General features: G+C 43.7%; 22 protein-coding genes. 12 read left to right on the forward strand and 10 right to left on the reverse strand.

What is annotated here, in order from left to right:
- The first annotated feature begins 5 nt into the window (after nt 1-5).
- The 7 genes from F6K49_RS13330 (at nt 6) to prfA (ending at nt 5,285) form a co-directional block, all read left to right on the forward strand.
- Nucleotides 6-950: a DNA-directed RNA polymerase subunit alpha gene (locus F6K49_RS13330; RefSeq protein WP_293020883.1), complete on the forward strand. Its 945-nt coding sequence runs from the start codon at nt 6-8 to the stop codon at nt 948-950.
- 103 nt (nt 951-1,053) lie between these two features.
- Nucleotides 1,054-1,404, forward strand: a complete 351-nt coding sequence (gene rplQ / locus F6K49_RS13335) for a 50S ribosomal protein L17 (protein WP_293020882.1) — start codon at nt 1,054-1,056, stop codon at nt 1,402-1,404.
- A gap of 61 nt (nt 1,405-1,465) precedes the next feature.
- A complete protein-coding gene (gene truA / locus F6K49_RS13340; RefSeq protein ID WP_293020965.1) occupies nt 1,466-2,299 on the forward strand; it encodes a tRNA pseudouridine(38-40) synthase TruA in 834 nt (277 codons plus the stop codon).
- 178 nt (nt 2,300-2,477) lie between these two features.
- A complete protein-coding gene (gene rplM / locus F6K49_RS13345) occupies nt 2,478-2,927 on the forward strand; it encodes a 50S ribosomal protein L13 (RefSeq protein ID WP_293020881.1) in 450 nt (149 codons plus the stop codon).
- Nucleotides 2,928-2,932: 5 nt separating this feature from the next.
- Nucleotides 2,933-3,346, forward strand: coding sequence for a 30S ribosomal protein S9 (gene rpsI, locus F6K49_RS13350; RefSeq protein ID WP_008191157.1), 414 nt, complete (start codon nt 2,933-2,935; stop codon nt 3,344-3,346).
- A 357-nt stretch (nt 3,347-3,703) separates the two neighbouring features.
- A complete protein-coding gene (gene rpmE / locus F6K49_RS13355; RefSeq protein WP_293020880.1) occupies nt 3,704-3,952 on the forward strand; it encodes a 50S ribosomal protein L31 in 249 nt (82 codons plus the stop codon).
- A 220-nt stretch (nt 3,953-4,172) separates the two neighbouring features.
- Nucleotides 4,173-5,285, forward strand: coding sequence for a peptide chain release factor 1 (gene prfA, locus F6K49_RS13360; protein WP_293020879.1), 1,113 nt, complete (start codon nt 4,173-4,175; stop codon nt 5,283-5,285).
- Between the two features lie 523 nt (nt 5,286-5,808).
- Here prfA and F6K49_RS13365 read toward each other — a convergent pair.
- Entirely contained in the window at nt 5,809-7,695 is a 1,887-nt protein-coding gene (locus F6K49_RS13365) for an adenylate/guanylate cyclase domain-containing protein (protein ID WP_293097240.1), read from the reverse strand.
- A 676-nt stretch (nt 7,696-8,371) separates the two neighbouring features.
- On the opposite strand from F6K49_RS13365, the gene F6K49_RS13370 reads away from it, so the two are divergent.
- Nucleotides 8,372-9,703 (forward strand): AAA-like domain-containing protein, encoded by a 1,332-nt coding sequence (locus F6K49_RS13370; protein WP_293020878.1) that lies wholly within the window; start codon nt 8,372-8,374, stop codon nt 9,701-9,703.
- A gap of 337 nt (nt 9,704-10,040) precedes the next feature.
- On the opposite strand, the gene F6K49_RS13375 is transcribed toward F6K49_RS13370, so the two are convergent.
- A complete protein-coding gene (locus tag F6K49_RS13375) occupies nt 10,041-10,436 on the reverse strand; it encodes a hypothetical protein (protein ID WP_293026440.1) in 396 nt (131 codons plus the stop codon).
- Between the two features lie 403 nt (nt 10,437-10,839).
- Nucleotides 10,840-11,028, reverse strand: a complete 189-nt coding sequence (locus F6K49_RS13380) for a hypothetical protein (RefSeq protein ID WP_293026438.1) — start codon at nt 11,026-11,028, stop codon at nt 10,840-10,842.
- Between the two features lie 238 nt (nt 11,029-11,266).
- Here F6K49_RS13380 and F6K49_RS13385 point away from each other — a divergent pair, with 238 nt between their 5' ends.
- Nucleotides 11,267-12,064: a DUF2993 domain-containing protein gene (locus F6K49_RS13385; RefSeq protein ID WP_365940304.1), complete on the forward strand. Its 798-nt coding sequence runs from the start codon at nt 11,267-11,269 to the stop codon at nt 12,062-12,064.
- 25 nt (nt 12,065-12,089) lie between these two features.
- On the opposite strand, the gene F6K49_RS13390 is transcribed toward F6K49_RS13385, so the two are convergent.
- The 3 genes from F6K49_RS13390 to F6K49_RS13400 are packed head-to-tail and all read right to left on the reverse strand — an operon-like array spanning nt 12,090 to nt 13,173.
- On the reverse strand, nt 12,090-12,221 hold the full coding sequence (locus F6K49_RS13390; RefSeq protein WP_293046070.1) for a hypothetical protein: 132 nt from the start codon (nt 12,219-12,221) through the stop codon (nt 12,090-12,092).
- On the reverse strand, nt 12,211-13,026 hold the full coding sequence (locus F6K49_RS13395; protein WP_293097243.1) for a Uma2 family endonuclease: 816 nt from the start codon (nt 13,024-13,026) through the stop codon (nt 12,211-12,213). The genes F6K49_RS13390 and F6K49_RS13395 overlap by 11 nt, the downstream gene beginning before the upstream one ends.
- A gap of 9 nt (nt 13,027-13,035) precedes the next feature.
- Nucleotides 13,036-13,173 (reverse strand): hypothetical protein, encoded by a 138-nt coding sequence (locus F6K49_RS13400; RefSeq protein WP_293097246.1) that lies wholly within the window; start codon nt 13,171-13,173, stop codon nt 13,036-13,038.
- Nucleotides 13,174-13,177: 4 nt separating this feature from the next.
- Here F6K49_RS13400 and F6K49_RS13405 point away from each other — a divergent pair, with 4 nt between their 5' ends.
- The 3 genes from F6K49_RS13405 (at nt 13,178) to F6K49_RS13415 (ending at nt 17,404) form a co-directional block, all read left to right on the forward strand.
- Nucleotides 13,178-13,372 (forward strand): hypothetical protein, encoded by a 195-nt coding sequence (locus F6K49_RS13405; RefSeq protein ID WP_293097249.1) that lies wholly within the window; start codon nt 13,178-13,180, stop codon nt 13,370-13,372.
- Nucleotide 13,373: 1 nt separating this feature from the next.
- Nucleotides 13,374-16,568 carry a HEAT repeat domain-containing protein gene (locus tag F6K49_RS13410; protein WP_293097252.1) on the forward strand — a complete coding sequence of 1,065 codons (3,195 nt, stop codon included), beginning with the start codon at nt 13,374-13,376 and terminating at the stop codon, nt 16,566-16,568.
- 122 nt (nt 16,569-16,690) lie between these two features.
- On the forward strand, nt 16,691-17,404 hold the full coding sequence (locus F6K49_RS13415) for a HEAT repeat domain-containing protein (RefSeq protein ID WP_293097255.1): 714 nt from the start codon (nt 16,691-16,693) through the stop codon (nt 17,402-17,404).
- A 44-nt stretch (nt 17,405-17,448) separates the two neighbouring features.
- Here the strand turns inward: F6K49_RS13415 and F6K49_RS13420 are convergent, their stop codons facing one another.
- From F6K49_RS13420 to F6K49_RS13435, 4 genes are all read right to left on the reverse strand, one after another.
- Nucleotides 17,449-18,297, reverse strand: coding sequence for an Rpn family recombination-promoting nuclease/putative transposase (locus F6K49_RS13420; protein ID WP_293097258.1), 849 nt, complete (start codon nt 18,295-18,297; stop codon nt 17,449-17,451).
- Nucleotides 18,298-18,582: 285 nt separating this feature from the next.
- Nucleotides 18,583-18,993 (reverse strand): hypothetical protein, encoded by a 411-nt coding sequence (locus F6K49_RS13425; RefSeq protein ID WP_293097261.1) that lies wholly within the window; start codon nt 18,991-18,993, stop codon nt 18,583-18,585.
- Between the two features lie 489 nt (nt 18,994-19,482).
- Nucleotides 19,483-22,110, reverse strand: coding sequence for a chloride channel protein (locus F6K49_RS13430; protein ID WP_293097266.1), 2,628 nt, complete (start codon nt 22,108-22,110; stop codon nt 19,483-19,485).
- Between the two features lie 87 nt (nt 22,111-22,197).
- On the reverse strand, nt 22,198-22,688 hold a 491-nt coding region (locus F6K49_RS13435; RefSeq protein WP_293097269.1), incomplete at its 5' end, for a metallopeptidase TldD-related protein.

Below are 22,688 nucleotides of genomic sequence, written 5' to 3' on the forward strand. Positions count from 1 at the left end.
ACTCTGTGGCGCAGTTTCAGATTGAGTGTGTAGAATCCAAAACACTGAAGAACCAAAGTCAGTATAGCAGATTTGTCCTAGAGCCTCTCGAACGTGGTCAAGGCACAACGGTTGGCAACGCCCTCAGACGAGTTTTGCTGTCCAACCTAGAAGGGGCAGCAGTGACGGCTGTCCGGATTGCTGGCGTAAACAATGAGTTTGCCACAATTGAGGGAGTCAGAGAGGATGTCCTGGAAATTATGCTGAATATGAAGGAAGTTGTCCTAAAAAGCTACACCTCTCAACCTCAGATAGGTCGAGTGATGATTACTGGGCCATCCACTGTGAGAGCTGCTCAGTTTGATTTGCCCTCGGAGGTGGAAATTATTGCTCCAGGTCAGTATGTTGCTACCTTAGCAGAAGGGGCTAAGCTGGAAATGGAGTTCCGCATCGAAAAAGGTACAGGATATCGCTCTGTGGAACGGGGGCATGATGAATCAACAGCGGTAGATTTCCTCCAGATTGACTCTGTGTTCATGCCGGTGACTAAAGTAAATTACAGCGTTGAAAATACTCGCATTGATGGTGCTCTGGAAAAGGATCGCTTAAGTTTAGAGGTCTGGACCAATGGTAGTATAACTCCCCAAGAAGCTCTATCTCAAGCGGCTGGTACCCTGGTCGATCTGTTCAATCCTCTTAAGGAGATTAATCTAGAATCTATTAAAGATGACTATGGTGATGATGACGATCCCACCAGCCAAATCCCGATCGAAGAATTACAACTCTCGGTTCGGGCTTACAACTGCCTGAAACGAGCACAGATAAATTCTGTATCCGATTTGCTCGATTATAGTCAGGAAGACCTCCTAGAAATCAAAAACTTTGGTCAAAAGTCGGCTGAAGAAGTGATTGAAGCTCTGCAACGACGTCTAGGAATTACACTGCCCCACGAAAAATCCGCTAAGACTTAACCACAACAATTAAACTTAAGGGACTGGAGAAGCACGCAAGTAGCTAGTCTAAACCCTAGGAATAAAGGCAAATCTTGTTCAAAAAAAAGGAGGAAGCTAAAAAATGCGTCACGGGCGTCGTGTGCCAAAACTGGGCAAGCCAGCAGATCAACGTCGGGCTCTGATGAGATCCCTGACCACTGAATTACTGCGTCATGGTCGAATCACTACCACTAAAGCTCGGGCAAAAGCCATTCGTTCGGAGGTGGAGCGAATCATTACCCTGGCCAAGGATGGTTCATTGGCATCCCGACGTAGGGCAATTGCCTATCTCTACGACAAAAAGTTAGTTCACTCCCTCTTTGCTGGAGTGAACGAGCGATATGGCGATCGCAATGGCGGATATACCCGAATTCTGCGCACGGTGCGGCGTCGTGGTGATAATGCTGAAATATCTATTATTGAACTAGTCTGAGGCAATTAACCATTAAAGCAATTAACCATTAAAAATGTCAATTGTTAATCGTTAATCCATGATGTCTGCCAACGATGCTAAAGCTATCCAGCGAATTGCCCTGGTTATTCAATACCTGGGTAATAACTTTTATGGCTGGCAGCGACAACCAAAGCATCGCAGTGTTCAGTCGGAAATCGAAACAGTTCTGTCCACCGTGCAACAGCGAGCCATAACCCTATATGGTGCTGGTCGTACTGATACAGGGGTTCACGCTGCTGCCCAAGTCGCTCATTTTAATGCCACAGGTCCCATACCAGCCCATCGCTGGGCAGCCATACTCAATAGTAGACTGCCAGAGGATATCTTAGTCCGAGCATCAGCATTAGTATCACCAGACTGGCATGCTCGGTTTAGTGCCATCTGGCGTCGTTATCGATACACAATCTATACCGACGCCTGCCCTAACTTGTTTGTGCAACCCTTTTGTTGGCACTATTATCAAGCTCCCCTTGATGAATCCCTGATTCAGGCAGCCTTAAAACCACTGCTGGGTAAGCATCACTTGGCAGCCTTTCACCGAAGCAACTCGGGGCGATCGCATTCCTGGGTAAATGTGCAAGCAGCCGAATGTTATCGCAATGGACCATTTATTCATATAGAAATTCAAGCTAACGGATTTCTATATGGTATGGTGCGTCTGTTGGTAGGAATGCTAGTACAAGTGGGAATAGGGAAGCTAACCCCAGAACAGTTTACTGACATCTGGGTTAACCAACAGCGGGACAAGGTGAAATACGCTTCCCCAGCCAAAGGCTTGTGCTTGCTAAGGGTTGGCTACCCAGAATGCCCCTTCCCGCCAGAAATATGGTATGATACCCAACCCAAATTTATACTACCTCAATTGACCGGTTGAAGGTTACAGGTAACAAGGTTGAAGGTCACTGAATCTGTCAATAGTCAACCTTTTAACCTGTCAACCTACTAACTGACAAGGGATCCCTGGGCTAGAACAACCTGTCAAGCTTGGCCAAAAGGCCACGCTACGCGAACAACGTTTCAACCCAACCGTAAACCTGATATTAATTGAACCGATGGAAAAAACCCACATCCCAACTCAAGACTCAATCGAAAAAAAGTGGTACGTTGTAGACGCCACCAACCAACGTCTAGGACGACTAGCCAGTGAAATTGCCATCATTCTGCGGGGTAAAAACAAACCTACTTACACCCCCCACATGGATACTGGAGACTTTGTGATTGTTGTCAATGCCGAAAAAGTTATGGTCACTGGCAGAAAACGCGAACAAAAGCTATACCGCCGTCATTCCGGTCGTCCTGGGGGTATGAAGACAGAAACCTTTGCCCAATTGCAAGCACGTATACCCGAAAGAATTATCGAGAAAGCTGTCAAGGGTATGCTACCTAAAAACTCTCTGGGTCGCCAACTTTTCAAGAAGCTGAAAGTTTACACTGGTCAGACCCATCCCCATGAAGCACAACAACCCCAAGAACTAACTATTAAAACAATTCCAGGAGGCTAAAACCAATGCAAGCAGAAGAACAAGCAGGTCGCGCTGTTTACTGGGGAACTGGTCGTCGTAAGTCATCAGTTGCTAGGGTGCGTTTGGTTCCCGGTAGCGGTCAGTTGATTGTTAATAAACGTCCAGGGGACGCTTACTTTAACTTTAACCCCATGTACCTAGCCAGCCTGAAAGCACCTTTGGAAACCTTAGGTTTGGAAAATGAGTACGATATCCTAGTCAATGCCCACGGTGGTGGCTTAACGGGACAATCTGATGCTGTGCGTCTAGGGGTGGCTAGAGCCTTGTGCGAACTAGACCCAGAAAACCGCCAACCTCTTAAAATAGAAGGCTACTTGACTCGTGACCCACGGTCAAAAGAGCGCAAGAAATATGGATTGAAAAAAGCTCGGAAAGCCCCCCAATACTCGAAGCGATAAATTATCAGCTGGCTAATTTAAAATTCAACATGGTAATTAAAAATTTGTAAGCATTCAGACCTTAGCTATTAGCTATCAGCCATTCCGAATAAACGTTTAGCTAAAAGCAATAATAAATAAGCTAATAAATTAGCTGATTAAGGGTTGTCCACAATAGCTAATGTATGGGCAATATTAAGCCACATGCCTAAGTTTGACAGGATTGAAAAGCTGACTGCTAAGGGGCTGATAGCACCTCAAGTAGCGTACGGCACAGGCTTCTAGCCTGTGGTGTAGCGCATATCATTACCATAATTTAACAATTAGCAATGTAAAATTAGCTAATTATATAGTAAAATACAAAGCAAAGGAGGAACTATGCCAAAACCAGATATTCACCCAGAGTGGTACCCAGAAGCCAAAGTCTATTGCAACGGGGAAGTTGTGATGACCGTTGGCTCAACTCAGCCAGAACTTCACGTAGATGTTTGGTCTGGTAATCATCCCTTCTACACAGGAACCCAGAAAATTATTGATACGGAAGGGCGAGTTGAACGCTTTATGCGGAAATATGGGATGCTGGATGGTGCAGAAAATACAGCTAGCTCTGATGGGACAAAGAAATAGCTCCTAACGTTCAAGGGTGAAGGATGAAGGAGAAAAGATGAACCAGGAGGAATGAAGGATGAAATGGGTTTAGCGATGGCTAACTTAAGGTTGACTAAAAACTTGATAAACAGTTAGGAGTTAAATTTCCCACTTAATACTTCCCAGTTCATAATTCATAAATTTATACTTCATCCTTCCTAACTTCTGAGGCTATTTCAAGAGAGCGATCGCATAAACCATGGCTGAAACCTACCTGCTGGAAAAACTAAACTCTGTCGAGCAAACCTACCATGAATTAACAAGGCGTCTGGCTGATCCAGATATCGCCACTGACCCCAATGAGTTGCAACGAGTGGCAAAAGCTCGTTCCTCCCTAGAAGGAGTTGTTGCTACCTACGACAACTGGAAGCAAACCCAAGAGGAGTTGGCAGGAGCACGGCAAATCCTTAAAGAATCCACTGGTGAGCCAGAATTGCAAGAAATGGCAGCTCTGGAAGTTGAGGAACTCCAGACCAAGCTAGAGCACCTGGAAAGAGAACTTAAAATATTACTCTTGCCTAAAGACCCGAATGATGAAAAGAATATCATGCTAGAGATTCGGGCAGGAACTGGTGGCGATGAAGCAAGTATCTGGGCAGGGGACTTGGTACGAATGTACTCACGCTATTCCGAAAGTCAAAACTGGCGAGTAAAGTTATTGAGTGAGTCTCTGGCGGATATGGGAGGCTTCAAAGAAGCGATATTAGAAATTCAGGGAGAGCAAGTTTACAGCAAGCTAAAGTTTGAAGCTGGGGTTCATCGAGTCCAACGAGTACCTGTGACTGAGGCTGGCGGTAGAGTTCACACCTCAACAGCAACGGTAGCCGTGATGCCAGAAGTTGATGACGTGGATGTGGACATAGACCCCAAGGAGATCGAAATTTCTACAGCCCGTTCTGGTGGTGCTGGTGGTCAGAACGTAAACAAAGTAGAAACGGCAGTTGATTTGTACCACAAACCTACAGGAATTCGCATTTTTTGTACAGAAGAACGATCTCAGCTACAAAACCGAGAGCGAGCCATGCAAATTCTCCGGGCTAAGCTGTATGAGATCAAGTTACAGGAACAACAGGAAGCGGTGACCTCGATGAGGCGTTCCCAAGTTGGTACAGGGGCTCGTTCTGAGAAAATCCGCACCTACAACTACAAAGATAATCGGGTCACCGATCACCGACTGGGTCAAAATTATTCCCTCGCTCCTTTGCTGGAGGGGGACTTGGAGGGAGTGATTCAATCTTGCATTAGCCAAGACCAGCAGGAGCAATTGGAAAAATTGGCATCTTCTACATCCAACGGTGAATCTTTAACTTGATGCCAAGTTAGCTAAAGGCTTCTCGCGCCTTTAGCTAAAAGCCTTGCCTTATCTGGGGTTTACTCTAACTGAAGCGCAGACTAGAAAACAACAGTGTGTTGTTAGGTTTGTGTATTAAATCATAATCAAAATTTTGTCAACTAGATTTTAAGTGTTGCTTGATTTTATTGACACTCCGCGCCGAAGTAAGAACGGGGATTCTTAGTTCCTCGACATGCCTTAAAATTAGCTATCCGTCAAAGGCAATATTTAAGCCAAATGCCCGTTAAAAACCAAACATCTAGCCTAATTTAACTAACCCCAGTGGGCTTGTCTCCCTAAGCGTTGAGTTTCCTCAGTTTCCGTGTGCCCCACGGTACTTTTGTTTTCAAAGTTTGCTTTACTGGTTGTCGGTATCTGTTAGGATCCATACGTTTTTAATGAGGTTTTTCGCGCCTCAAGTGCTAACATCGCTTTACGTCGTGAAATTATGACAGTACCGACGAATCCTGTCTGTGTTAGGCCACTCTCTTATTCTAGCACATTACTTGAAAGCCGTCCTAGAAGGACGGGGCTTGAAACCCATCTTTTTAGTCACTCCAGAGAGACGAGTATGAAGTTGACATTGTCCAAGATAAATTTGTGCTACACTATCTCCTGGGTTCAAGCGTAGACACTCCTGAAACAGAACTGATGCCTTGGAGAAATAATGGAGATTATAAAGTACCAAGGCTTGTTCAAATTTGCTGCGAGTAATTAACTTCCCTTCTCGCAGTTGAGGTTTATCGGCATCAAAGATTTCATAAACTGTCACCATTTCCGATTTCCCCTTGACTGGTACCCGATCAATCAAGCGAATGGCATAAGCTAAGGGATTATCTAACTTCCAATAAGTATGCTGAGTGATTAATAACGGCACCCCATAACGTTTCGTTAATTCTTCTAAACGAGACGCTAAATTGACCCCATCGCTGATGACAGTGCTATCCATCCGATTTTTTCCTCCCACTGCTCCTACCATCAACGAACCAGTATTGATGCCAATCCCAACGGTGATGGCTGGGTGTCCTGAGCTTCGCCGAGATTGATTATAGTCAGCTAGGGATTTTAGCATAGCAATTCCGGCGTTGACCGCATGATTAGCACTTTCGTTAAACAGAGCCATAATCCCATCCCCCATGTATTTATCAATAAAGCCATGATTTCCATTGATGGCAGATTCCATACGAGAAAGATAGGTATTGATAAATTCAAAATTTTCCTCAGGTGTCATACTTTCCGATAGGGTGCTAAAGGAGCGAATATCGGAAAATAGCACCGACATCTCTTGCTGAACATGATCCCCTAATTGAACATCGGTAATGCTTGGTTTGTTCAATAATTGGAGAAACTGATGGGGGACAAAGCTTGCATAAGCTTGATTGACTTGGGAGAATTCCTGCTTCAAGCGTAGGTGTTCTGCTTCTGCTTTTTTGCGTTGGGTGATATCGTGAAAAGCTACGATAGCATAGGCAATGTTGCTCAATTCATTAAAGATAGGTGTTCCCCAACTTTCTATAGGGATAATTTTTTCTCCTTGGTGGATTTCCAGATCATCCAGGGTGGCGTTTTCACCTTTTAATGCCTTTACAGCAACTAATTTTTCAGCAAAGTATAGCTGATTGGTTCCGGCAACATAAAGTTGATAAACCTCTGGCATTTGCTCAGCTGTAGTTAATGGCACGACTCCCTTACCGAATAACTGCCGCGCCTTATAATTGAGGAATTCTAGTACCCCCTTATCATTAAACACAGCCACACCCACAGGCATCCTTTCTAGAAACTGGGTCAATTGATACTGGTTCTCTAGCAGTTCGTCAACTAGGACAGTTTGCTGACGGTTTATAGCACTCAGATGCTGCCACTCTTGATTAGCTTGTTCTGGTGCTGTAGTATATTCTGAAATCTGTGCTGCTTGATCACAGATGATTTTTTCCAACTGCTGATTGAGTTCCTGAAGTTGGCGATTTTGTGCCTTCAGTGTTTCCTCAAGAAGATAAGTATGTATGGCTTCTATGACTGTCAATTTCAGGTCTTCAGATGGACAAGGCTTCCCTAGGTAACGATATAACTTTGCATACCGAATAGCCTTGGCTGTAGCTTCCAAATCCAGATCACCCGTCAGCATAATTTTGAGAGTTTGATTAGAGAAAAAATAAGCTATGTTTAATAAGTCATCCCCTTTCAGATCAGGGATAACAGCACCAGCCAAAACTAAAGCAACTTCATACTCGTCATTGCGCAACTCTTCGACTAACTTTACAACCCCTTTACTCCCTTCAAAATTTTCAATCAAATTTTCTTTGCCGAGAGTATTACCTAGAGATATTTTTAGGTTATTGAGAACTGATGGATCATTATCAATACAAATAATTATTAATGGGTTTGTCATGGCAAATTATCATCTGCAAAATTATCTTGAATTAGTTAAATAAATAAATGCCTGGCGGCAATATATTATTATAATAATATATTTTTGTCATAACAAAATATTGCCTGCTTATTAATTGATTGGATTAAATGATTGAAGTAAATCATTTGGTGGAATTAAATATAAACTATTATTCCCTAAACTCTTAGTTTTTTACCATTGATTAATAACAGTAAGCCATCAACAGTAAACCACAAAAAAATTACATATTTTATTTATTAATACCAACTCACTTATCTCAAGCTATGGATTGAGCAGACAAGTTCTATTTTTTGGAGCAACATATAGTATTGTGGCGATAGTGCCCTCTACAGTCAACACCAAAATGTAGCCAATTGCTTTTACGATTTAGCTACACTATTGACCCAATCTGCTGGAAATTTATCTGATTAAGCCACTCAATTAACCCCTAATTCCCTAGACAATCTACCTAAATACCAATAAATATCATTAAATAATTGATTTGTCAACTATCCCAAGACACCCATTTGATAGGCATGTTAGCACTATACATAATAGTATGTATTTGTCAATTAGCAAGTGTAGCCAGTTTAATCACGCTCATCAACCTAAATTAATTGTCTGCCTTGTTAGAAACCGCTAAAGTGTCGTTTGAGATATTGGGGAACTCTTAGTGATGACTATTGATCAGGTACTTGACATCCTCAAAAGTGTTGAGAAAATCAAGTTAACTCCACTTCAGGAATGGATATTGCACCAAGCCTGGGAAGGAAAAACCTATACCGATATGGCGATCGAAGCACACTATGGCCCTGAATACCTCAGAAAGACTGCCTATAAGTTGTGGCGATTACTGGGAGACATTTTTGGCAAAGCGATCACCAAGACCAATTTCCGGAACACCCTGGAAACAACCCCGATTACTTCCTACCATCAAGAACTAATTCAGCAATATTACCGCCGTCAATGCCTACGTAAAATTGCTGAATTTCCTAGTGGAGCACTTCCCCTACCATCTCACCTTTATATAGAGCGTCCTCCGATTGAAGAGCTTTGCTATCAAGCCATTCACCAACCCGGAAGTTTACTCCGGATTACAGGACCAAAAGAGACAGGAAAAACGTCTTTGCTATTGCGAATATTAGACCAGGCAAGAGAAAAACAATATGGCAGAGTTTACCTCAATTTTAACCAAGCAGAAACCGCCATTTTAAGCAATTTAGACCGGCTATTGCGCTGGTTATGTGTTAACATCAGTTACCAACTCCAGCTTCCCCAGCAACTGGATGACTATTGGGATAAAGACCTAGGCAGTAAGGTCAGCTGTATGAGTTACTTACAAGAACATATCCTAGAAAAAATAGACCATCCCCTAGTTTTGGCAATGGATGAAGTCCATCGGTTGTTTGAGCATACCCAAACTGCTAAAGATTTTTTACCCTTATTGCGCTCTTGGCATGAGGAATCTAAACAACTACCGCTGTGGCGAAAGCTGCGGGTTGTTGTGGTTTACTCGACAGAAATTTATGTTGCTCTGGAAACTTCCCAATCTCCGTTTAATGTGGGATTACCGATTAAGTTACCCGAGTTTAACAAACAGCAAATCCAACAGTTAGCTCAGCTTTATAGATTACATTGGTCAAATAGTGAAGCTGCTGACAAACTGATGGCTGTGGTGGGGGGACATCCGGGATTAGTGCAGCTTGCTCTGTATCACTTGGCTTATCATAATATTAGCCTAGAACAATTACTCGCTGAAGCAGCTACTGCTACGGGAATTTATAGTGACTATTTGCGGCAACACTTAAGTGTACTTAGGGCAAATCCTGATTTAGCTACTACTCTTAAACAGGTGGTTGCAGCAGATAGGGGAGTTGAGCTCGATCCAATCAGTATCTATAAGTTACAGAGTATGGGTTTGGTGAGTGTTCAGAGAAATCAAGTTACACTCTGTTGTAATTTATATCGTCAGTATTTTTTAGAACACCTTGATATGTTGAAGGTTTAAGGTTTAAGGTTTAAGGTTGAAGGTTTAATGTTGAAGGTTTAATGTTGAAGGTTGTCTGTCAGAATTAATTCTTAATTCTTAATTCTTAATTCTTAATTCTTAATTCTTAATTCTTAATTCTTAATTCTTAATTCTTAATTCTTAATTCTTAATTCTTAATTCTTAATTCTTAATTTAAAAATTGCGTTCCACAAAACTATTCAAATCATTCCATTATTACTAAACACCCAAAATTCCCCTGTTTCAAAACAGGGGAATTTTGGAACAAACAATTGCTCAGAGCGATTAGCCCGAAGGGCTACGCTACGCGATCGCGCTTATCGACGGGTGATTGAATTTAATCTAAATAACCCATCAGCTGTGGATCAGCATCAATATCATTTGGGGCGATGGGACGCTTGCCCATGATGTACTCTATTTCATCAAGATGAAGATTACTAGCAGCAATTGGTCGCTCCCCAGACACCTTCATGATACCGAGTACCTCAATGTTGCTAGAGGTGATGGGGCGGTCTCCCATTACAGATATAGTTTCTAATACCTGGAGATTACTGGCATCAATTGGTCGATGTCCCATTATGCTTTGTGTTTCACTAATATTAAGGTCACTAGGAGCAATGGGACGGTTTCCAGGTAAAGGGGCAATTGCATCCAAGGCAGAGGTTTCCTGTTCTGGAGCTTCTGCTAGCTGAACTGCGGTAACGTTTTCATTGATTGCAGTGCTATCGCTCATAATCGTATACCTAGAAGTTTTTAACGGAGTTTTTTAGCTATTCGGGCAAGATTAGCCCTAGGTCCTACCCGCTTTCGGAGGTGTGGGATTAACTATTGGTGTTATGGCCTCGTCTATGGGCGAGCGGGGTGCTGACAAAGTAGGAGAACAAAAAAAGCTCTGGTTGCTGTATTGACCTGGAGTCTTTGCTGTAACTGAGTTTAGTAAGGGGTAATCGGTAAATGAGAATTGGTGATACTCATGGGAAAAATCCCATTAATTACGTTACAGACCGCAACGTTAGCTTAATTTTTGCTCTTGACTAACCTTTACAAGTATTATAAAGCCTTAACTATACTAAGTTACATTTTACGAAAGTAAACAATTAGGTCAAGGATTATAAAGCAGTTCTTAATTGGGTCAGCTACTTACGCCGGTGGGTTAATGGGAACAGGGAGCAGGGAGTAGGGAGTAGGGAGCAGTTGACAGGGGTAGGTTTGTTGTATTTAGCGACTGCATCAAGACGGGATAAGAAAATTGAATGGATCTGATAACTATGACAAATGCTATAAAGGTTGAGACTGGGTTCTGACCCCTTTAGCCCTACAACCAAAGCCCCACAACCGAGACCTCTGGAGCTAACAGGTTTGAGATACTACAGCTGATTAATGATTAACTGATAAGCAAGCAAATAACCTACCCTAAAGTGGATGCCAAAGGTGAATAACCCCCTAACCTATCTGAGACTGGATGTCAATGGGGAATAACCAAATAACCTTCATCCCTAGGATCGATTGCTGAGTTCTTCACATTTTGTTACAAATATAGAAGTAACTCTCGCAGGATGCAAGATGGTTATGTTAGGTGGCTTCACCGGTACAAATAATTCTGGCACCGACTGGGGTGAACAGCTGCTGAATACTGTCGCCAGCAAGACCATTCGCCACCTGTTTACCACAAGCGAATCGGTAGATGTTTCTGTGCGCTGCTTTCCCTCTAGCAAATTGCTACAAGGTAGCATCGATAGTTTCAAAATGAGTGGCCGTGGTTTAGTGATTCGTCGGGAATTCCGGACAGAGGAGATGTCCTTTGAAACCGATGCTGTCTCTCTGGATTTCAGCTCAGTGCTTCAGGGTAAGATTTCTCTGAAACAACCTACTCAAGCGATCGCTCAAGTTATTCTTACTGAAGCTGACATCAACCAATCCTTTAAAGCACAACTAGTTAGAAAGCGGCTGGAAAACCTTTCTACACCAGGGTTAACCGCACTATCTGGTGGTGCTCCGGTTTCCTTTACTGAGGTGCAAGTGCAGCTGCAACCGAACAATGGTCTACGGTTATTTGCTAAGGCTGACCTACCTAATTACGGCATAGTACCGATTAGTATGACATCTACCATCGGAGTAGAGCGACGACGGCGGATTTTGTTTAAAGACTCCCAGTTTCAACCTAATGAAATACCAGAGTCGTTACAAGAGATATCTAGAACTTTGACAGTAGCCCTGGATGATATCTTGAACAATATGGTGGATCTAGACCGCTTCAACCTGGATGGTGTTACTATGCGCATCAATCGTCTAGAGACCCAAGGGAAAAAGCTAGTTTTCAGTGGCTACGCCCAAATCGATCACATCCCCAATAATCCTTGAGCGGTCAGCGGTCAGCGGTCAGCGGTCAGCCTTTAGCTGTTCGGTGTAGCGTGCGCGTAGCGCTAATCGCTGTTCGCTGTTCGCGTAGCGTGCGCGTAGCGCTAATCGCTGTTCGCTGATAGCTTTCAGAAAAACTCAGACAGGGGTTAAATTTCATCGGGATTAATACCCATCTGTCGTAACCGTTCTGCGAGTTGTTGAGCTCGTTGTTGAGCCAGTTCCTTCTGTTGGCGTTCATGTTCAGCTCGTTGCCGTTCAAGTTCGGCTCGTTGCCGTTGAAGTTCGGTTCGTTCAGCCTCAGTGGGAATCCAATTCCCATCTTGATCATACCAACGTAGCCACAACCGATTCAAGCCTCGATATTGACCAAGCCATAGCCCTATACCCAATTGCAACTCAGGGATCCAAAATTGGGCATTGTCTATGGTTTGGGGTTGATAGCTGCCGCCATCTAACTTAAAAATTCGCAATTCATTGCTGACTCGGTCGAAGGTGACATAGTAGGGAATAGCTAAAATCTGCTCGTACACTTCCCATTTGGTGGGTGGTTTTCCCGTTCGTTCACTGTAACCAAGGTCTTGATCTCTGGTGCTGGCAGAGAGCAACTCTATCGCCACAATTGGTCTGACCTCTTCTTGCCAGATCACATAACTCATTCTCAGCTCTCGTCCTTGGTAGAGTCGGGAAATCCCTACTACCGCAAACCAATCCGGTCGTTTGTACCAAGCGGTATGGTTGGGGTCATAATATAAGTTTAAGTCACTGGCCACAAACACCCTTTCGCTCTGATAATTGGGAGGACGAAAGGTCTCACTACACAGTTGTGGCTGCCAAATATGAAATTCGTCAGGCAAACCCGGCTCCTCGGGATCTTCACTGGGTAAATCATACATGGTGGGCAGGGTTTCTTTGGCCGGATGAGGGAGAATAACTTTTTTAAATGAGGGTTTGGCAAGTGACATGAAATTACCTCAATTTTTCCGACTGATGACTTTGATTTTAGCAAGGGAGTAGGGAGTAGGGAGTAGGGAGTAGGGAACAGGAAACAGCGGATCTGGGAACAGGGAACAGCGGATCTGGGAACAGGAAAAAAATCCTGTGTACCTCATACTTATGAAAAACGCTGTTCCGACTCCCGATTCCCGACTCCCGATTCCCGACTCCCGATTCCCGACTCCCGACTCCCGATTCCCGACTCCCGACTCCCGATTCCCTGTTCCCAGATCCGCTGTTCCCTACTCCCTACTCCCTACTCCCTACTCCCTTTGCTCTATACTGATAGATAAAGCAAAAAACAACTACCAATAAGATGCTGGATTGGTTAGCAATTTGGGGACTTTCTAGTGCTGGTGGCTATCTCGCCAAAGAAGTGATTGCTCCGTTGGCCAAAGGCGCTCTAGAAGACTACACTAAAGAGTTTTTCAAAGAGTCTATCAAAGAGTATACCGGACTATCGGATCAAAATACCCAGAAAAAACTTTTGGGTAAAGCCTTAAAAGCATTTGTGGCTTTAGTGGAAGAAGAATTGGAAGATGCTGATTTATCTAAGCAAGACGTAAAACAATATACTAAACCCCTCAACCAGTATATTAAGGATAAATCCATTAAAGCTATCCTGGGCAGTGCGTTTAAGTATGGTTATAAACGAATAGATACCGAAAAATTAGATAAGACTTGGATTGAGCTTGACTTATTCCCATTACCGGAAGGATTTGATTGGCACTATATTGGTAAAGGGTATCTCAAGGAAGTAAAAACGATTATTCGGCAATCCGATCAGTTACGGCCTATCCGAGATTCCCAAACTTTGGAAGCGATCGCAGAAAACACTAAACCAGGAATTATCCCAGACTTTGACTTAAGGGAATATCAAGAAGCACTCCTAGAGAGCTATGGCAATGTCAAATTAGATAGTTTAGATACTAGTGGCTGTGCCTATAATGAACTAAAACTATGGAAAATATTTATCCCCCAAAATGTACGAGAAGTTCATGACTTGATGCCAGAGGCGATTTATGAACTGCCTAAAGATTATTATCAAAAACTGCGAGAGAGTGGTCAACTAGACAAGGAAATTGACCAAAAGGAATTGCAACGAGCTAAAAAGCGTTATTATCAACAGCCGATAAAATCCGTATTGGATGTGATTAAGGACTCTCAAGGCTATCGGTATTTGGTGGTTTTAGGAGACCCAGGCTCTGGTAAATCTACGTTGCTGCACTATTTAGCATTAAAGTGGGCAAGAACCGATCTAACTACTGACAGTTCTCTACGGATTCCCTTACTGATTGAATTACGCACCTATATCCGGAATCGGGATAACGGACAGTGTCAGAATTTCTTGGAATTCTGCCATCAAAGCAGTGGAGCGATATGTCATCTGAATCAACATCACCTTGATCAGCAGTTAAAGGCTGGTAAGGTGTTAGTGATGTTTGATGGCTTGGATGAAGTGTTTGAGCCAGGGAAACGAGAGGATGTAATTACGGATATTCATCGCTTTACGAATAAGTATCCTAAGGTACGAGTAATTGTGACATCTCGCGTCATTGGTTATAAACCCCAACGGCTACGGGATGCTGAATTTCGTCATGTTATGCTCCAAGACTTGAACTCAAAACAAATTCAAACCTTTATCAAGGAATGGCATGAATTAACCTTTACTGATCAAGGGGATAAAGTTAGGAAACGGGAGCGCTTACAAAAAGCAATAACGAGATCCTCCCCAATTCGACAACTGGCGCAAAATCCCCTATTACTAACCATGATGGCAATCCTGAATCGCAATCAAGAATTGCATCGTGACCGTTCTGAACTCTATAACCAATCCTCTCGGTTACTGCTCCATCAATGGGAGGTGGAACGAGCCTTACTAGAAGATAATCGTGTTGACCCGATGACGATTGATTATCAAGATAAGCAACAGATGCTGGGAAAAGTGGCATATTTTATGCAGGGCAATCAAGCAGGATTAACAGGAAATCTGATTAGTGCAGAAGATTTAGAATGGATTATCAAAGAGGAGCTTAAATTACGGGATGTTACTAATCCCCGAGCCGTTGCTAAGGTAATGATTAATCAGTTGCGCACCCGCAATTTTATCTTGTGTTTCATGGGAGCTGATTATTACGCTTTTGTGCATCGGACATTTTTGGAATATTTCTGTGCTTGGGAATTTGTCAGGAAATTTGAGAGAACACAGGAGATTTCCCTAGAACAGTTGAAAACCGAGGTATTTGGTCAGCACTGGCGGGATGAATCTTGGCGTGAAGTGCTGAGGTTGATTGTGGGCATGATTGATTCTAAGAAAGCTGGCAAGATGATTGAGTATTTGATGGCACAAGATGGAAGTTATGACTTGAATAATTTATTTCTGGCAGCTGATTGTTTGTCTGAGGTTAGGAATCGCTATGAGATTAAATCAACCGATATTGGATTACTGAATCGCGTCAAAGACTTAATTCATTATGATCTAAATTATGATTATGAACCGTATGAAGATGAGGCAAGGTTAGTCCGTCATATTCGCACTCAAGCTGTGGTAGCAGTAGCCACCCATTGGCAAGACCACCCAGATACCTTAGCCGTACTTCAAGAATGGGCTCGCTCTGATACTGATTTAGATGTGCGAGGTACAGCAATTTACCAGTTAGCTCAAGGTTACCAAGACCACCCAGATACCTTACCCCTACTTCAACAATCGGCTCGCTCTGATACTGATTTTTGGGTGCGACGTACAGCAATTGAACAGTTAGCTCAAGGTTACAAAGACCACCCAGATACCTTACCCCTACTTCAACAATTGGCTCGCTCTGATACTGATTCGGATGTGCGAGGTACAGCAATTGAACAGTTAGCTCAAGGTTACAAAGACCACCGAGATACCTTACCCCTACTTCAACAATCGGCTCGCTCTGATACTGATTTGTGGGTGCGAGGTACAGCAATTGAACAGTTAGCTCAAGGTTACAAAGACTACCGAAATACCTTACCCCTACTTCAACAATCGGCTCGCTCTGATCAAGATTGGCAGGTGCGAGGTAGAGCAATTGAACAGTTAGCTCAAGGTTACAAAGACCACCCAGATACCTTACCTCTACTTCAACAATGGGCTCGCTCTGATACTGATTTTTGGGTGCGACGTACAGCAATTGAACAGTTAGCTCAAGGTTACAAAGACCACCCAGATACCTTAGCCATACTTCAAGAATCGGCTTGCTCTGATAGTGATTCGAGGGTGCGAGGTACAGCAATTGAACAGTTAGCTCAAGGTTGGCACGATCAGCCTTGGTTATGGAAATTTTTATGCGATCGCACTCTCCGTGACCCCTTTGAGCGTAAGGTAGACTGGGATGACAATCCTCGACAAGTAGCCCTTAAGACCATCCTCCAATATTATCCTAACCATTCCCAAACCCGATCCTTATTGCATAATAGAGCAAAGCATGACTCGGATCGTCAACTGCGGGAGTTTGCTCAGAAGCAATTAAAAAATTATAGATAGCAAAGGGAGTCGGGAGTAAGGAGATAGGGAATAGGGGGAGATAGAGGAGATTTATATTAAGGCTAATTGTCATAACATGACAATTAGCCTTCTGTTGTCCTGAGTGTTTTTGCAAAAGCGAGATGCACCCTACCATAGCCCTACTTCAACAATCGGCTCGCTCTGATACTGATTCGGATCTGCGAGCTACAGCAATTGAACAGTTAGCTCAAGCTTGGCAAGACCATCGAGATGCCTTACGCCTACTTCAACAATCGGCTCGCTCTGATCTCAATTCCAGGGTGCGACTTAAAGTACTGGAACAGTTAACTCTAGGTTGGCAAAACCATCGCGATAGCATAATCCTACTTCAAGAATGGGCTCAGTCTGATCCTGATTCGGATCTGCGAGATCAAGTAATTGAACAGTTAATTCAAGGTTGGCAAGACCATCGCGATACCTTAGCCCTACTTCAAGAATGGGCTCGCTCTGATCCTGATTCGAGGCTGCGAGCTACAACAATTAAACAGTTAGCTCAAGGTTGGAAAGACCACCCATATATCTTACCCCTACTTAAAGAATGGGCTGGCTCTTATCACTATTCATTTGAACAGTTAGCTGAAGGTGGGCAAGACCAGCCTTGGTTATGGGAATTTTTATGCGATCGCACTGTCAATGATCCATTTGAGCGTCAGGGACAAAGGACATACAATCCTCGACAACTAGCCCTTTATGCCATCCTTGAATATTATCCTAACCATTCCCAAACCCGATCCTTATTGCAGGATAGAGCAGAGCATGACTCCGATCCTAAACTGCGGAAGTTTGCTCAGAAGAATTTAGAATTGGGAATGTAGAATTTAGAATTCTGCATTATCCCTACATTCTAAATTCGCCATTCTTACGATAACTGATTAATCTCATCCACACTCAACCCTGTATATTGAGCAATATCATTCAGAGGTAATCCTGCTGCCTTCATCTGTTTAGCAACCTGTTCTATACCTTGTTGTCTACCTTGTTCGAGACTTTCCTGAATCAAGGTTTGATTAACACTATACATATCCCGGTAGACCTTGAGGCTATCCTGATACAGGGCTTGCTCTTCAGAAGAAAAGTTGGCAATCTCGGCCACTTCAAACAGCTGGGTAAACACATCCTCTTGCAAGGGTTCAGGGGGAGCATTACATTGGGCAAGATGCCTGAATAAAAATAACCACTTGTCAAAATGGGTTTCTAGTTGATCAACAGATTTAGTAAATTTCGGTAGCTCGACATAGATGAATTTAAACTTATCGTAGAACACTTCACACCGCTGGTTTTTTAGCTCTACCACATGCAACAGTTCTAAATCGTGCTTATTAAAAATAAAATCCAGAATACCAACGGTGTAGACTGCGGTTAGCTGATAATTCCAATCTCCCTGTTCGGCCTTTTCTTGGATGGGGAAAGTGGAATAGTAAACACTGCGGTCTTTGAAGAAATTTTGTTTTGCCTTTTGCATTTCCACAATGAAGCGTTCACCGGTTGTGCTCTGACAATAAATATCAAAAATCGCTCTTCTATCCACTAAGGTGTTACCCAAAAACTCGGGATTCTTAATGGTGACATCCTGAATTTTATGGTGGGGAGGCAACAGCGTATTCAAGAAATCGATCAACAGTGCTTTGTTGGGCTCAGTGCCAAAGACGCGCTTAAAACCGAAATCTGTGAGCAGGTCAATGTATTTATCTGGCAAGGGGAAAACCATAGTTTAGAAGTTAGAAGTTAGAAGTTATAATTGAGAATTAGGAATTTAGAATTTTAAATTCTAAATTCACCATTCTAGGTTCGGCCTTGCTGAATTAAGGAATGAATGCGCGATTATCTGGTTTTCTTAAAGCCCCCTAAATCCCCCAACTTTGCGGTGCGACCCAAGGGCGATTTACTCGCCCATTGGAAAGCGCACCGGAAGGGACTTTAAGAGTTTTGTTCCCCCCAGAATTGGGGGGCTAGGGGGGCGAAACCATACCCATAATCAGCAACGCCCTACGTTCTACATGCTTAATTCTCCCTTCGAGAACAATCGCTCCAATAACGGTTTCGGAATTGTTTCAAAATCTTCCAATAAGAAATCCATGATGGCCAGATGGCGCAAGTGACCAGGAGTCGGAGGGTAACAGCGACGACTGGTGTTAAACCAGCCGTTAACGGTTTGAACGGAACAGGAGCAGATCAAGGCCATATCTTCCCTCGTCAAGTCCCACTTCTGGTAGAACCGTTGCGGTGTCATACCCAATTCCCAGTAACTGTACAGTCGGATTAGGATTTGCTCGCGCTCGGTGATGGGGTAGGGATAGGAATTTTCTCCCTGAGACTCCCTCTGTTCAAGCTGTGCAAGCTGCTCAAGACGCTCTATCGCTTCTTGGTAATCGATGGGAAGATAAACAAATCGTTTTTTTCGCATTATTATAGAATTACCTCAATTGTAATTGGGTAGAAAGCCGCGCTTGGCGCTTGGTCGGCAGAAAGCGCGGCTTTTTTTTCATGATTATAGTATAACCATTGGGTACTTTTATTGTCAACCTAAAACCAAAAAAAGTCAAGGCAATTTTTAAATTTTGTAATAATTAGTTACAATTAAAGAGTTAGCATGGTTACTGGTTTAGCTAATAGCTGGAATCTGAAACATAGAGTTATAAAATGTAAGTAGTCAGCGGTCAGTGGTCAGGGGTCAGCCATCAGCCTTTAGCTGTTCGCGTAGCGTGCGCGTAGCGCATAAACTGATAGCTGATAGTTTGACCCAGTGGTGCGTTACGGGGCGGGCTGTTCCAACAAGACCCGAAGAGACATAAAATTAGTTCAAGCCCGCCCCTAACGCACCCTACGCGATTCCCGATTCCCGATTCCCGATTCCCGACTCCCGATTCCCGACTCCCGATTCCCGACTCCCTAATTAATGAAGCGCTTCCCTAACCAAAATCACAGTACTATCTACACCCCGTGCGATCGCTTCTGGAATATTGCCATGGATCGCCTGCTCCAATAATCCCTCTCGACTAGCTCCGATCACGACTACATCATACTTTTGAGCCTTGGCTAAACGAATCAAAGCATCAGAAACAGAATAGGAACGGATTGGAATTGGTAGCACATCACAAATACCTTTGAGTTGTTGACGGAGGAAATAGGTAGCTTTTTCCAAGCTAGTCATTACAGGTTCCCCAGCTTGAGGATTAAAAACCTGAGTTACTACGATTTGCTCTGCTTTAGCCAGGGTTGCTAGTATCGGAATTAATTGTAGGGCACGGCTAGAGTTGGGTCCACCAGCAATGGGGATTAACCAACGCTTCCAGGTCTTAGCTAGTGAACCGTACTTAGCAGATTTAACATCTTCTGCTACTTCCTTGCCTTGGGGTAATTTCAGCAAGACTAAATCACAGGGAGCTTGTCGAATCAAGGTATCGATAATATTACCAAAAATCTGATTAGGACTATTAGATGGTCCTCCCTTCCATCCCATCAAAATCAGATTAATATGTCGTTGTTTAATAGTTTCTAGAATTGCTTGAGCGGTATCGTGGGATATCCGGATTTGGGTGTGAACTGGCATTTCCCACCGTCGCCCTAGCCTTTCCGCTTGCCTTAGCAATCTGCGACTTTTGGTAGTATCAACTGCTGTCTGAGCAGGACTAGTGCTGCGGGAGATAGGTATTACCTGCAAACACTCAAGTTCATAGTCGCGATCGCGGCCAATAGCAGTAGCTATTTCTAACAATACTGGTGCTGATTGGGGATTAGCTAAGGGAACCAACATCCGTCCACTACCGGTAGCTGGAGCGCGAGTATAATAGACGCCATAGGAGGGATCAGGACTTGGTCCTAGCTGCTCTTTTTCCCCACTAAGTTGGTTAGCTTCGGCACGAATAATATCACTAAAGGTAATGATTCCAACTAACTTTCTGCTTTCTAGAACAGGTAACCGATTGAGTTGATAACGATTAAGAATGTAGAGAACGTGGCTTAAGGTGTCATTGTGTCTAACTGTTATCGGTTGTGGAGTCATCATCTCCTTTATAGGGGTATTTCCAGGTAGCTGATCTCGGTTCTTGGCAATATCTTCTTGAGTAATTATCCCGACCAATTTCCCCTGAGCAACTACTGGAAAGCCCCGATGACTAGAGTTACTAAAGGTCTGAATGGCTTGTTCTAAGGTCATCTGACTCCCTAGGGTTTCTACCCGGCGCTGCATAATGTCAGATGCTTTCAAACCAACTAAAGTTCTTTTGTCCACCTTTACTTGAGGCAAGCTGTAGCCTTTCCTCTCCAACAAACGTTGATAGAGAGACCCTTTGGCTAATTGATCGGCAACTAGGTAGGAAACCACACAGGTGATCATTAACGGTAGGACTAAATTAAAGTCCGTTGTCATCTCAAACACGATCACAATCGCTGTGATTGGTACCTTGGAAACGGCACTAAAAAATGCTCCCATCCCTGCCAAGGCGTAGGTAATCGGATTACCTAATCCGAGCAGGTGATACTCACCGATGCCGACTAAATAGCCTAATGCGGAACCCAATACTAGGGAGGGATGAAACAACCCCCCTGGTGCTCCAGAACCATAGGCAATTATGGTTAGTAAGAAGTAGACTACAAAAGCGAGACTGGTAAATTGCCAGCCGACATCACCAGTGAGCAACAACTCCCGCAAACCACTGTTGTTATGAAACTGATCCGGTAGCAGTGCTACAATACATCCACCAAGCATCCCAGCTATACCAATCCGCAATGGTAAGCTGAGCTTGAGGCGGTCGTAAAAATTCAGACTGGATAGAATTCCTTGATTAAACAAAGCTGCTAGCAATCCAGCCAACACCCCCAACAACAAATAGAAGGGAATCTCAAGAGCGGAAAAGGTGCTGGAAAAATTGCTTAGTTCCCGATTCAGCTCTAGAGTACCTCCACCCAAGAGCCGGGAAACCACCGCACCAATAAAGGATGCTATAATAGCACTACCCAGAGTTATACTAGATAAATCTGGTAACAGTTCCTCAAAGATAAAGGCTACACTAGCCAGGGGAGCATTAAACCCAGCGGCTAATCCAGCCCCAGCCCCAGCAGCAATCATTTGACGTCGGTGATCAGGAGAGGTGGGTACCCAGCGAGTTAATTGAGCCGCCAAAGCTGCTCCAATATGAACCGTTGGGCCTTGACGTCCCATAGTCATTCCCGCCGCCAGAGATAGGATCGTACTTACCAACTTGACCGCAGCCACCCGTAAATTCATCGCGATGGGAAACCGGGCAAGAGCACCTTTGATCTGAGGTACGCCACTACCAGTTGCCTCTGATGCTAGAAACTCAATCAGGAATCCGCACAGTAATCCTAAGCAGAGTCCAAAAGCGGGTAGGGCAAAACTAGGGGGTAGGAGCAGAGATGCTTGAAGCCGCCAACTCCCTAACCAGCCAATACTGTGTTTGAGTAATACTGCTGAAAGTCCTGAGACCAATCCAATCAGACAGGCTTCGGCAAGGGCAAGACTTCTTTTGGGGATCAGCCATTGGGTAATGGGATTGATCATTGATTGATCATTGGTTAGTGGTCACTGGTGATTATTCGTTGGTACTTTGTAAATACCAGGAGAATTTCTCTAGTTACAACTAACCCACTAATGACTAGATGTTACCGATAGTCCTTCCACAATTAAAGAAGGTGTGTAGATGCTATCCTGCCAATCAGCATCATCACCAAGTATTACTAATTGCTTAAGGGTGTTGTAGACATTCCCAGCTACCATAGTGTCTTTGACTCGACCAATAATTTTTCCTTGTTGCACTCGATAGCCTAACTCAACATTGACGGAAAAGTCACCGGAGATGCCAGCACTACCGCCGAGAATCTGGTCTATGACTAATCCTTGGTCTAATTGCCCAATTAAGTCATTGAGTGACCCTTGGCCTGGTTTAATCAGTAAGTTGACTAGATCAGGGGTTGGGTAGCTGCCTAGGCTAGGGCGAAATCCATTGCCTGTTGTGCCAGTTCCCAGTAAGCGACCGGTAGTGCGATCGCAAAAAAACTGTTGCAATTGCCCTTCACTGATAAATACTAGGGATTGGGTAGGGGTGCCTTCATCATCAAAGGGGCAACTGTAGGGAAATT

This window comes from Moorena sp. SIO3I6, from assembly GCF_010672095.1.

Bases quoted from the DNA above. Each gene is read 5' to 3' on its own strand.
- rplQ (WP_293020882.1), top strand. From the start codon at position 1,054: ATGCGTCACGGGCGTCGTGTGCCAAAACTGGGCAAGCCAGCAGATCAA.
- truA (WP_293020965.1), top strand. From the start codon at position 1,466: ATGTCTGCCAACGATGCTAAAGCTATCCAGCGAATTGCCCTGGTTATT.
- rplM (WP_293020881.1), top strand. From the start codon at position 2,478: ATGGAAAAAACCCACATCCCAACTCAAGACTCAATCGAAAAAAAGTGG.
- rpsI (WP_008191157.1), top strand. From the start codon at position 2,933: ATGCAAGCAGAAGAACAAGCAGGTCGCGCTGTTTACTGGGGAACTGGT.
- rpmE (WP_293020880.1), top strand. From the start codon at position 3,704: ATGCCAAAACCAGATATTCACCCAGAGTGGTACCCAGAAGCCAAAGTC.
- prfA (WP_293020879.1), top strand. From the start codon at position 4,173: ATGGCTGAAACCTACCTGCTGGAAAAACTAAACTCTGTCGAGCAAACC.
- F6K49_RS13365 (WP_293097240.1), bottom strand. From the start codon at position 7,695: ATGACAAACCCATTAATAATTATTTGTATTGATAATGATCCATCAGTT.
- F6K49_RS13370 (WP_293020878.1), top strand. From the start codon at position 8,372: ATGACTATTGATCAGGTACTTGACATCCTCAAAAGTGTTGAGAAAATC.
- F6K49_RS13375 (WP_293026440.1), bottom strand. From the start codon at position 10,436: ATGAGCGATAGCACTGCAATCAATGAAAACGTTACCGCAGTTCAGCTA.
- F6K49_RS13385 (WP_365940304.1), top strand. From the start codon at position 11,267: ATGGTTATGTTAGGTGGCTTCACCGGTACAAATAATTCTGGCACCGAC.
- F6K49_RS13390 (WP_293046070.1), bottom strand. From the start codon at position 12,221: ATGAAATTTAACCCCTGTCTGAGTTTTTCTGAAAGCTATCAGCGAACA.
- F6K49_RS13395 (WP_293097243.1), bottom strand. From the start codon at position 13,026: ATGTCACTTGCCAAACCCTCATTTAAAAAAGTTATTCTCCCTCATCCG.
- F6K49_RS13400 (WP_293097246.1), bottom strand. From the start codon at position 13,173: ATGAGGTACACAGGATTTTTTTCCTGTTCCCAGATCCGCTGTTCCCTG.
- F6K49_RS13405 (WP_293097249.1), top strand. From the start codon at position 13,178: ATGAAAAACGCTGTTCCGACTCCCGATTCCCGACTCCCGATTCCCGAC.
- F6K49_RS13410 (WP_293097252.1), top strand. From the start codon at position 13,374: ATGCTGGATTGGTTAGCAATTTGGGGACTTTCTAGTGCTGGTGGCTAT.
- F6K49_RS13415 (WP_293097255.1), top strand. From the start codon at position 16,691: ATGCACCCTACCATAGCCCTACTTCAACAATCGGCTCGCTCTGATACT.
- F6K49_RS13420 (WP_293097258.1), bottom strand. From the start codon at position 18,297: ATGGTTTTCCCCTTGCCAGATAAATACATTGACCTGCTCACAGATTTC.
- F6K49_RS13425 (WP_293097261.1), bottom strand. From the start codon at position 18,993: ATGCGAAAAAAACGATTTGTTTATCTTCCCATCGATTACCAAGAAGCG.
- F6K49_RS13430 (WP_293097266.1), bottom strand. From the start codon at position 22,110: ATGATCAATCCCATTACCCAATGGCTGATCCCCAAAAGAAGTCTTGCC.